This window comes from Pseudomonas cavernae (assembly GCF_003595175.1).
Classification (GTDB): Bacteria; Pseudomonadota; Gammaproteobacteria; order Pseudomonadales; family Pseudomonadaceae; genus Aquipseudomonas; species Aquipseudomonas cavernae.
The window spans coordinates 4,640,256-4,651,435 of the sequence record NZ_CP032419.1 but is presented as its reverse complement, the minus strand read 5'-3'; the positions used below and the strand labels follow the sequence as shown (position 1 = coordinate 4,651,435).

Below are 11,180 nucleotides of genomic sequence, written 5' to 3'. Positions count from 1 at the left end.
GGCCCTCCTTGAGAGTGGCCGTCGACCCTATGGCAAGCCTATCGAACCGTCGCCGAACCTAAGGCGGGTGGCCCAGAGCCGCGGGTCAGACGTTAGTCGCAAAGCTGTTCTATGCTGTGGCTGCACATTGATGTGAGGTCAGCATGCTCGCCATTCACGACCGACTGCCCAAATGGACTTGGTGGCTGCCCCTGCCGTTGCTCCACCTCGCGTCCTGGCTATCCCTGTTTACCTTCCCGTTTGACGGGCTCGCGCCGGGCTACCTGCCGTTCGCCCTCGGTCTGGCGCTCGTGCTCTGGTGGGGGCCGCGGGTCCTGCCGGCGGTCTATCTCAATGCCCTGATCTGTGCGCCGCTGTGGCAGCTGGACTGGCACTGGGCGCCGCTCTATGCGCTGCCGGAAACCCTCGCCATCGGGCTGGCCTGGCTGCTGGTGCGCCGGCGCGACTTCGATGTGGCCCTGCCGGACCTCGGCCATCTGCTGCGTTTCATCCTGCTCGGCGTGCTGGTGCCGGTGACCATCCTGGCGCTGGGCGTGCAGGGCGCGTTGCGGTTCGGCGGCCAGCTGGCGGCCGAGGCCTGGGGCCCGGCCAGCCTGACCCGGTGGCTGACCGACAGCCTGACCACCCTGGTGGTGGCCACGCCGTTGTTGACCTACGCCACCCTGTGGTTGCGCCAGCGCGGCTGGGTGGCGACCCCGCCGGGCGGCAGCCGGCTACCGCTGGCCGAGCCGTTGCGCTGCCTGCCGCCCTGGCCGCTGCTGCTGGTACTGCTGGTGGGCCTGCCGGGGCTACTCAACGTGCTGCCGTTGCCGTTCGCGCTGCCGCTGATGGGCTTGGTGCTGCTCGGCCTGGCTTTGCGCTGGGGGCTGCCCGGGGCGTTCTGCGGCGCGCTGCTGACCAGCTTGGCGCTGCTGCTGCTGGCCCAGGCGCTGGCCGCCAGCGGCGCGCTGCCCAGGCTCGGCGCGCAGCTCGGCGAGCTGCATGTGAGTGTGCTGTTGCTGCTGCTCGCCGCCCTGCTGGTGGGCCGCAGCCTCAGTGACCTGCGCCTGGCCCTGAGTCGCAGCGCCGACATGCAGCAACAGCTGGCACTGGTCAATCTGGCGCTGCAAGCCAGCCCGATGGGCGTCAGCATCGCCGACGCCCGCCAACCGGATCAGCCGCTGATCTACTGCAACCCGGCGTTCGAGCGTATCAGCGGCTATTCCAGCGCCGAGATTCTCGGCCGCAACTGCCGCGTCCTGCAGGGCGATGACCGCAACCAGAACGAGCTGCAGCGCCTGCGCGTCGCCCTGCAGCAGGGCGAGTCCTGCCAGGTGGTGCTGCGCAACTATCGCAAGAACGGCAGCCTGTTCTGGAACGAGATCACCCTGGCGGCGATGCGCGATGCCCGCGGCATCAGCCATTACGTCGCCCTGCAGCACGACGTCAGCGCCCGCGAAGTGCAACTGGTGGAACTGACCCGGCGCCGCGAGGAACTGCTGCGCCAGACCCATCTGCTGGCGCAGACCGAGGCGATCGCCGATATCGGCGGCTGGGTGCTGAACCCGGCCGACGCCAGCATGTTCTGGAGCGAGGGCTGCTTCCGTCTGTTCGAGCTCGATCCGTCCGGGGTCACGCCGAATTTCGAGCAGACCCTCGGCTACCTCGACGCCAGCGGTCGCCGGCTGGCCGAGCAAACCCTGGCGCGCACCCTGCAAACGGGCGCCCCCTTCGACATCGAACTGGGCCTGGTCAGTGCCCACGGCAACCCCCGCCACGTGCGGGTCAGGGGCCTGGCCGAGCTGGACGGCGGCCGGGTCATCCGCGTCTACGGTGCCCTGCAGGACCTCAGCGCGCGCAAGCGCGCCGAGCAGCAGCTGCGCGAGCGCGACGAGTGGCTGCGGCTGTTCTTCGAGGCGCCGTTGATCGGCATGGCCATGATCGGCCCGCAACGGCTGTGGCTGGAGGTCAACACCAAGCTCTGCCAGGTGCTCGGGCGCAGCCGCGACGAGCTGCGCGGCGCCACCTGGTCGGCGATCACCCATGCCGACGACCTGCCGGCCGAGGCCCTGCTGTTCGAGGCGGTGAAGGCCGGTGCGCGCGATGATTACGAATTGGATAAGCGCTTCCTGCGCGGCGATGGCAGCATCGTCTACACCCGTCTCAGCCTGCGCGCGGTGCGCGACGGCCAGGGCCGGTTGGAGGCCTGCCTGGTGCTGGTCGAGGACATCACCGCGCGGCGCGAGGCCGAGGCGCGTTACCGCACCCTGGTCGAGCACGCGCCGGAGGCGATCCTGATGTTCGACACCGAACGCGGCATAGTCGAGGCCAACGAGAACGCCTCGCGCCTGTTCGGCCTGCCGCACGGGGAACTGGTCGGGCGCATGCCATCCAGCTTCAGCCCGCAGCTGCAGCCCGACGGTCGGCCGTCGCGGGAGGTCGCCCACGGCTATGCGCGCGCGGCGCTGTCCGGTGAGACGCCGGTGTTCGACTGGCTGATGCGCGATGCCGGCGGCCGCCTGCGCCCCTGCGAGGTGCGCCTGGTACGCCTGCCCGGGGGCGAGCGGCCGCTGGTGCGCCTGAGCGTCACCGACATCTCCGAACGCCAGCGCTACCAGCGCGAGATCGAACGCCTGGCCTACAGCGACGAACTCACCGGCCTGCCCAATCGCCGCCTGCTGCTCGACCGCCTGCAGCACGCGATGGCGCGCGAGCAGCGTGAAGGCTGTTTCGGCGCCCTGCTGTTCATCGACCTCGACCACTTCAAGACGGTCAACGACAGCCTCGGCCATCCGGTCGGCGATGCCTTGCTGCGCGAAGTCACCGCACGCCTGGCCGGCTGCCTGCGTGCCGAGGACACCCTGGCGCGGCTCGGCGGCGACGAGTTCGTGGTGCTCCTCGAAGCGCTCGGCGACAGTCCGGCGACGGCCGGCGAGCATGCCGCCGAGGTCGGCGAGAAACTCCTCGCCAGCCTGCACGGCAGTTACCAGATCGACACCCATGAGCTAGCGGTCAGCGCCAGCATCGGCATCGCCCTGCACCCGCTCGGCGCCCAGGGCGCTGCCGATGCGCTCAAGCAGGCCGATACGGCGATGTACCGAGCCAAGCAGAGCGGGCGCAACGGCCTGCACTTCTTCGCCCCGGAGATGCAGGCGGTGATCGACCAGCGTCTGCTGCTGCAAAGCGAGCTGCGCCAGGCCATGACACGCGGCCAGCTGAAACTGGTGTTCCAGCCGCAACTGAGCCTGGCGAGCGGCGAGGTGGCCGGCGCCGAAGTGCTGCTGCGCTGGGCGCATCCCGAGCGCGGCGACATTCCACCGCAGCAGTTCATCGCCCTGGCCGAGGAAACCGGGCTGATCCAGGAAATCGGCGCCTGGGTCCTGGAGAACGCCTGCGCCGTGCTGGCGCGCTGGCGCCAGCGCTGGCCGCGGTTGGTCCTGGCGGTCAACCTCAGCCCGCGGGAATTGCGCCAGCCGGACCTGGTGCCGCGGATCAGCGACTGCCTGCAACGCCACGGCCTGCCGGCCACCGCGCTGGAACTGGAGATCACCGAGGGCGTGCTGCTCGAGGATGTCGACCAGTGCATCGCCGCCATGCTCACCCTCAAGGCCCTGGGCGTACGCTTCGCCATCGACGACTTCGGCACCGGCTACTCCTCACTGACCTACCTCAAGCGCCTGCCGCTGGACCGCCTGAAGATCGACCGCAGTTTCATCAGCGATCTGGAGAGCGAGGCCAGCGGGCGGATGTTGGTGGAAACCATCCTGGTGATCGCCCGCAACCTCGGCCTCGAATGCATCGCCGAAGGCATCGAAAGCGCCGCGCAACTGCAGCACCTGCGCAGCCACGGCTGCGCCCTGGGCCAGGGCTACTTCTTCAGCAAGCCGCTGAGCGAGGCGGCCTTTGTCGAGTGGCTGGAGCGGCACAGTCAGCCGCAGCCCTGCTACTGAGGCTCGGCCCTAAAACACTAAGCCCCGCTGCTGCGGGGCTTCTTACTGTTGGGGCGGTGCTGACAACGGCTAACCCGGATGCAATCCGGGTCTGTGCCTTGGTCAGCGCGCGCGGCGGTGGCGTGCGGGTATCGACGCCGAGCCCGCGCGATCCCCCCGGCTCAGCCCTTGCCCTTGGTGCGAGTCAGGTGCGGGCCGCCGTTCTTTTCCAGGTATTCGATGATGATCCCCGCCACATCCTTGCTGGTAGTGGTCTCGATGCCTTCCAGGCCCGGCGAGGAATTGACCTCCATCACCAGCGGGCCGTGGTTGGAGCGCAGGATGTCGACCCCGGCGACGTTCAGGCCCATGACCTTGGCCGCGCGAATCGCGGTCATGCGTTCTTCCGGGGTGATCTTGATCAGGCTGGCACTGCCGCCGCGGTGCAGGTTGGAGCGGAACTCGCCGGGCTTGGCCTGGCGCTTCATCGCCGCGATGACCTTGTCGCCGACCACGAAGCAGCGGATGTCGGCGCCGCCGGCTTCTTTGATGTATTCCTGGACCATGATGTCCTGCTTGAGGCCCATGAACGCCTCGATCACCGATTCGGCGGCCTTCTCGGTCTCGCACAAGACCACGCCGATGCCCTGCGTGCCCTCCAGCACCTTGATCACCAGCGGCGCGCCGTTGACCATCTGGATCAGGTCCGGCACATCGTCCGGCGAGTGGGCGAAGCCGGTCACCGGCAGGCCGATGCCCTTGCGTGACAACAACTGCAGCGAGCGCAGCTTGTCGCGCGAGCGGCTGATCGCCACCGATTCGTTGAGCGGGAACACGCCCTGCATTTCGAACTGACGCAGCACCGCGCAACCGTAGAAGGTCACCGAGGCGCCGATCCGTGGGATCACCGCGTCGAAGCCCTCCAGCGGGCGGCCGCGGTAGTGGATCTGCGGCTTGTGGCTGGCGATGTTCATGTAGGCGCGCAGGGTGTCGATCACCACCATCTCGTGGCCGCGTTGCTCGCCGGCTTCGACCAGGCGACGGGTGGAGTACAGACGCGGGTTGCGCGACAGCACGGCAATCTTCATGCAGCACCTGTGATGCTAGGGGAAGGGAGGAGCGGTTTGTCTTGCACATAGGTCAGCGCCGGGTTGACCACCAGTTGGCCGTGCACCAGCGCCTTGGAGCCGAGCAGTACGCGGTAGCGCATGGTCTTGCGGCAGGCCAGGGTGAATTCCACCGCCCAGTTGCGGTCGCCGAGGGTCAGCTGGGTGCGGATCACATAGCGGCTCTGCGCCTGGCCATTGGAGCTCCTGATCTTCTTCTGCGTGACCAGCGGCGCTTCGCAGCGATGGCGGCGTTGCACCAGGGTGCCGAGGTGGGCGGTGAAGCGCACCCAGTCCTCGCCGTTGCGCTGGAAGGGCTGGATGTCGCTGGCGTGCAGGGTCGAGGTGCTGGCGCCGGTGTCGATCTTGGCGCGCAGGCCAACCATGCCGAGCTCCGGCAGGTTGATCCACTCGCGCAGGCCGATAACCGAAAGGTGGTCGAAGGTCTTCAAAATAAACGTACCCAGACTGCCGCGGTTAAGGAGATGACGGCATTCTAGTCGGGCCAGGTGACAACTGCACCCGCGCTCGGCAGAGGTTTACCGCGCCGGTTTTTCGTGCTGCGATGAGCGGCGTATCCCAGTGGAAAACGCTATGAGCGAGCAACACGACGACAAGGTGCGCCTGGACAAGTGGCTGTGGGCGGCGCGCTTCTTCAAGACCCGCGCACAGGCCAAGGCGGCCATCGAGGGCGGCAAGGTGCATTGCCGCGGCGAGCGCTGCAAACCGAGCAAGGAGCCGAAGATCGGTGACGAGCTGCTGATCCGCTGCGGCTTCGACGAGCGCACGGTGGTGATCCTGGCGCTGTCGGTGGTCCGTCGCGGCGCCCCCGAGGCGCAGGCGCTGTACGCCGAAACCGCCGAGAGCATCGCCCGCCGCGAGCTCGCCGCCGCGCAGCGCAAGGCCGGTGCCCTGGGCCTCAGCACCGACGGGCGGCCGAGCAAGAAGCAGCGCCGCGAGCTGCTGAATTTTCGCGACCGCCAGGAGCAGTAGCCGCGCATCGATAGGCAACGCCGGCACTGTCGATAGACAAGAGGCCCTTGGTCGCCTCGGGCTTTGCGCCTAAAATCGCCGGCCCTGGCCACACGCGGCGACTCCAGCATGTCCGACTTTTCCCAACGCTTCCTTTTCGATGATTCCGACGTGCGCGGCGAACTGGTCGCGCTCGACGCCAGCTACCGCCATGTGCTGGCCAAGCACGCCTACCCCGAGCCGGTGGCGCAGCTGCTCGGCGAGATGCTGGCCGCCGCCGCCCTGTTGGTCGGCACGCTGAAGTTCGACGGCCTGCTGGTGCTGCAGGCGCGTTCCGCCGGCGCCGTGCCGCTGCTGATGGTGGAGTGCTCCAGCGAGCGCGAGCTGCGCGGCATCGCCCGCTACCACGCCGAGCAGATCGCAGCCGGCAGTGGCCTGCACGAACTGATGCCGGACGGCACCCTGACGATGACCGTCGAACCGGCGCGCGGCCAGCGCTATCAGGGCATAGTGCCGCTCGAAGGCAGCAACCTGGCCGACTGCCTGTCCAGCTATTTCGCCACGTCCGAGCAGCTGCCCACGCGCTTCTGGCTGAACGCCGACGGCCAGCGCGCGCGCGGCCTGCTGCTGCAGCAACTGCCGGCCGACCGCCTGCAGGACAGCGAGGCGCGTGCGGCCAACTGGGAGCATGTGGTCACCCTGGCCGGCACCCTGAGCACCGAAGAGCTGCTCGGGCTGGACAACGAAACCCTGCTGCACCGCCTCTACCATGAGGAGGCCCTGCGCCTGTTCGAGCCGCGCGCCCTGCAGTTCCGCTGCAGCTGCTCGCGTGACCGTTCGGCCCGGGCGCTGATCAGCCTCGGTCAGGCGGACGTCGAGCAATTGCTCGCCGAGCATGGCGGCGAGGTGGTCATCGACTGCCAGTTCTGCAATCAGCGTTATGCCTTCGATGCCGCCGATGTCGCGCAACTGTTCGCCGGCGCCGGGGTACAGCCGCCTTCGGATACCCGCCACTGAGGCTGCTGGCACGGAACTTCTGTGCCGGCAGCGGTCTGTAGCAACGGCACCGCGCGCCGGATCGGCGCAATTTCCGCACGGTTGCCGACCGTAGGGCGATGATCGCCCGTTGATCGGATCGGAGGCTGCACTTGGATCGGCCTTTTCTGGCATAATCCGGCGCACTTTTTTCTCTGTAGTAGTGCCGCAGCTTCTACTACAAAACGTTTGGAAGCTCGGCCCTGGGCCGATGGGGACCCTCATGACGCAAGCCAACACCACCGTGTACACCGACATCAGCGCCGCGCAACTGGTCGAAGAAGCCATCCGTCGCGGCGAGGGCGAACTCGCCAGCAACGGCTCGCTGGTGGTGCGCACCGGCCACCGCACCGGCCGTTCGCCGGTCGATCGCTTCATCGTCGACGAGCCGAGCACCTCGGCGGCCATCGCCTGGGGTCCGATCAATCGCAAGTTCCCGGCCGACAAGTTCGATGCCCTGTGGGACCGCGTCGAAGCCTTCAACCAGGCTCAGGACCACTTCGTTTCCCACGTGCATGTAGGCTCCGCCGCCGACCACTACCTGGCGGTGAAGATGACCACCCAGACCGCCTGGCAGAACCTGTTCGGCCGCCAGCTGTTTATCAACCCGGAACAGTACAACCCGGCCGGCAAGAGCGAGTGGCAGATCCTCAACGTCGCCAACTTCGAGTGCGTGCCCGAGCGTGACGGCACCAACTCCGACGGTTGCGTGATCCTCAACTTCGCCCAGAAGAAAGTGCTGATCGCCGGCATGCGCTACGCCGGGGAAATGAAGAAGGCCATGTTCTCGGTGCAGAACTTCCTGCTGCCGGCCGTCGACGTACTGCCGATGCACTGCGCCGCCAACATCGGCGAGGAAGGCGACGTCACCCTGTTCTTCGGCCTGTCCGGCACCGGCAAGACCACCCTGTCCGCCGATCCGAGCCGCTACCTGATCGGCGACGACGAGCACGGCTGGGGTGAAGGCGTGGTGTTCAACATCGAGGGCGGCTGCTACGCCAAGTGCATCGACCTGTCCGAGAAGAACGAGCCGGTGATCTGGAAAGCCATCCAGTTCGGCGCCGTGCTGGAAAACGTGGTGCTCGACGCCAACCGCGTACCGGACTACGCCGACGACAGCCTGACCCAGAACAGCCGCGCGGCCTACCCGCTGGAACTGGTCGAGAAGCGCTCCGAGCACAACCTCGGCGGCGAGCCGAATGCGGTGATCTTCCTGACCTGCGACCTGACCGGCGTGCTGCCGCCGGTGTCGATCCTCAGCGAAGAGCAGGCGGCCTACCACTTCCTGTCCGGCTACACCGCGCTGGTCGGCTCCACCGAGATGGGCTCCGGCGGCGGCATCAAGTCGACCTTCTCCACCTGCTTCGGTGCGCCGTTCTTCCCGCGTCCGGCCGGCGAGTACGCCGAGCTGCTGATCAAGCGCATCCGCGGCTTCGGCTCCAAGGTCTACCTGGTCAACACCGGCTGGACCGGCGGTGGCTACGGCGTCGGCAAGCGCTTCAACATCCCCACCACCCGTGGCGTGATCGCGGCGATCCAGAGCGGCGCGCTGATCGGCACCGAGACCGAGCACCTGGACATCATCAACCTGGATGTGCCGAAGTCGGTGCCGGGCGTCGAGACCAACCTGCTCAACCCGCGCCACACCTGGGCCGACCAGAACGCCTACGACGAGGCCGCCAGGGGCCTGGCCAAGCAGTTCGTCGACAACTTCCAGAAGTTCGACGTCAGCGCCGCCATCAAGAACGCCGGCCCGCAGCTGTAAGCGACCCGCGTCGAAAAAGCCGCCTCCGGGCGGCTTTTTCATTGATGCCTGCAGGAGCGCTCCCGCTCTTGTAGGTTGGTGTTGAGTGCAGCGATACCCTACGAGCGGTGCTCGCCTGGCCAAGATGGGTATCGCTGCGCTCCACCCATCCTACGTGCTGAGAACCTGTCTCGGATCTGCTGCGTGTCGGCGATACGGCGTTAAAAACAGCCTCAGAGGCCGCTTGCGGCTAACGCGCTTTAGCGCGGCCCCGAAGGGGCGAGCGAAGCGAGTCATGCTCATTTACAGCTCGTAAACTGCGCTTCTTCGGCTGTTTTTGCCTTGTCTCGCTCTAGCTCGCGAGATCCGGAACAGGTTCTGAGAGCCATCCGCCGACACGTGCCCGGTGCTGGCTTCACCCTCAACGCCCCGCTATGGTCAACACCCCCTCTAGCGGTCAACGGAGTGACTGACTCATGCACCCAACCCTCGAACGCGTGTTCGGCTACCGCCAGTTCCGCCCCGGCCAGGAGGCGGCGATCGGCGCCGTGCTGGCCGGCCGCTCGGCGGCGGCGATCTTCCCCACCGGCTCGGGCAAGTCGCTGTGCTACCAGCTGCCGGCCTTGCACCTGCCGCACCTGTGCCTGGTGGTGTCGCCGCTGCTGGCGTTGATGCAGGACCAGTTGGCCTTCCTCGCCCGCCATGGCATCAGCGCGGCGAGCATCGACTCGGCGCAGAGCCGCGAGCAGACCGCCGCGGTGATGCGCCGGGCCAAGGCCGGCGAGCTGAAGATCCTGATGATCTCGGTCGAACGCCTGAAGAACGAGCGCTTCCGCCACTTCATTGCCCAGGTGCCGATCTCCCTGCTGGTGGTCGACGAGGCGCACTGCATCTCCGAATGGGGCCACAACTTCCGCCCCGACTACCTCAAGCTGCCCGACTACCAGCGCCAGTTCGGCATTCCCCAGGTGCTGCTGCTGACCGCCACAGCGACGCCGCCGGTGATCGCCGATATGCGCGAGAAATTCTCGATTGCCGCGGAAGACGTGATCACCACCGGCTTCTACCGGGCCAACCTCAACCTGCTGGTCGAGCCGGTCAGCGGCGAGGACAAGCGCCGCCGCCTGGTCGACTGGCTGGCCGCCAAGGCCGACCAGCCGAGCATCGTCTACGTCACCCAGCAGAAGACCGCCGAGCAGGTCGCCGAGCACCTGAGCCAGCGCGGCATCCCGGCCTGCGCCTACCACGCCGGCATGGTCCATGAGCAGCGCGAGGCGATCCAGCGCCAGTTCATGAGCGGGCAGTTGAACTGCATCGTCGCCACCATCGCCTTCGGCATGGGCATCGACAAGGCCGACATCCGCAACGTGGTGCACTTCGACCTGCCGAAATCCATCGAGAACTACAGCCAGGAGATCGGCCGTGCCGGGCGCGACGGCCAGCCGTCCGACTGCCTGGTGCTGGCCAACCGCGACAGCCTCAACGTGCTGGAGAACTTCGTCTACGGCGACACCCCCGAGCGTGCCGGCATCCGCTGCGTGCTCGACGAACTGCTGGCAGCCGGCCAGGGCGGCCAGTGGGAACTGCTGCTCAACGCGCTGAGCGAGCAGAGCAATATCCGCCAACTGCCGCTGAAGACCCTGCTGGTGCAGTTGGAACTGCGCGGCATCATCGCTCCGCGCTATGCCTATTTCGCCGAATACCGCTTCAAGTACCTGCTCGAGCCCGAGGCGCTGCTGGAAAAGTTCGCCGGCGAACGCCGCCAGTTCGTCGCGGCGATCGTCGCCACCTCACCACGCGCGCGCACCTGGTGCACGGTGGATTTCGACGCGCTCTACCAGCAGCACCAGGCCGAGCGCGGGCGGGTGGTCAAGGCGCTGGACTGGTTCCAGGAACAGGGCTGGATCGAGCTGGAAAGCAAGCAGATGACCGAGGTCTACGCGCTGCTCGACCATGCCTTCGATCCCGAGGCGCTGAGCGCCGAACTGCACGCCTACTTCCAGCAGCACGAAGCCAGCGAGATCGCGCGCATTCACGCCATGCTCGCGCTGTTCGCCAGCGACCAGTGCCTGAGCCAGCGCCTGGCTTGCTACTTCGGCGATCAGCACGCGCCGCAGCGCTGTGGTCACTGTTCAGTCTGCCACGGCCAGGTCGCCCGCCTGCCGGAACCGCCGCCGCTGCCGGCGCTCGATCAGCAAAACCTGCACAGCTTGGGCGGCGCCTTTATTCAGCGCCATCGGGAACTCAAGGGCGACTCGCCCAGCGCCGAATGCCTGACCCGCTTCCTCTGCGGTATCAGCCTGCCGCTGTTCACCAAACTGAAGGCGCGCGGCATTCCCGGCTTCGCCGCGCTGGAGGACTATCCCTACGCCGAGGTGCGCCGGCAGCTGGAGGCCTTGGGGCCTGTGTAGGTTG

Annotated in this window: 7 protein-coding genes; 5 read left to right on the top strand and 2 right to left on the bottom strand. The window is 67.3% G+C overall.

Annotated features, from left to right (window positions below; translation table 11 throughout):
* Positions 1-143 precede the first annotated feature (143 nt).
* Positions 144-3,929, top strand: a complete 3,786-nt coding sequence (locus tag D3880_RS21160; RefSeq protein WP_119895381.1) for a bifunctional diguanylate cyclase/phosphodiesterase — start codon at positions 144-146, stop codon at positions 3,927-3,929.
* A 161-nt stretch (positions 3,930-4,090) separates the two neighbouring features.
* Here the strand turns inward: D3880_RS21160 and rimK are convergent, their stop codons facing one another.
* Positions 4,091-4,996 carry a 30S ribosomal protein S6--L-glutamate ligase gene (gene rimK / locus D3880_RS21155; RefSeq protein ID WP_119895380.1) on the bottom strand — a complete coding sequence of 302 codons (906 nt, stop codon included), beginning with the start codon at positions 4,994-4,996 and terminating at the stop codon, positions 4,091-4,093.
* Positions 4,993-5,466: a retropepsin-like aspartic endopeptidase RimB gene (gene rimB / locus D3880_RS21150; protein ID WP_119895379.1), complete on the bottom strand. Its 474-nt coding sequence runs from the start codon at positions 5,464-5,466 to the stop codon at positions 4,993-4,995. The genes rimK and rimB overlap by 4 nt, the downstream gene beginning before the upstream one ends.
* A 142-nt stretch (positions 5,467-5,608) precedes the next feature.
* Between rimB and D3880_RS21145 the strand changes: the two genes are divergently transcribed.
* From D3880_RS21145 to D3880_RS21125, 4 genes are all read left to right on the top strand, one after another.
* Positions 5,609-6,007, top strand: coding sequence for an RNA-binding S4 domain-containing protein (locus D3880_RS21145; protein WP_119895378.1), 399 nt, complete (start codon positions 5,609-5,611; stop codon positions 6,005-6,007).
* Between the two features lie 108 nt (positions 6,008-6,115).
* A complete protein-coding gene (gene hslO / locus D3880_RS21140) occupies positions 6,116-7,003 on the top strand; it encodes an Hsp33 family molecular chaperone HslO (protein ID WP_119895377.1) in 888 nt (295 codons plus the stop codon).
* A 241-nt stretch (positions 7,004-7,244) separates the two neighbouring features.
* Complete coding sequence (locus D3880_RS21130; RefSeq protein ID WP_119895375.1) at positions 7,245-8,786, top strand: phosphoenolpyruvate carboxykinase; 1,542 nt, start codon at positions 7,245-7,247, stop codon at positions 8,784-8,786.
* 455 nt (positions 8,787-9,241) lie between these two features.
* Positions 9,242-11,176: a RecQ family ATP-dependent DNA helicase gene (locus D3880_RS21125; RefSeq protein WP_119895374.1), complete on the top strand. Its 1,935-nt coding sequence runs from the start codon at positions 9,242-9,244 to the stop codon at positions 11,174-11,176.
* The last annotated feature ends 4 nt before the right edge of the window (positions 11,177-11,180 follow it).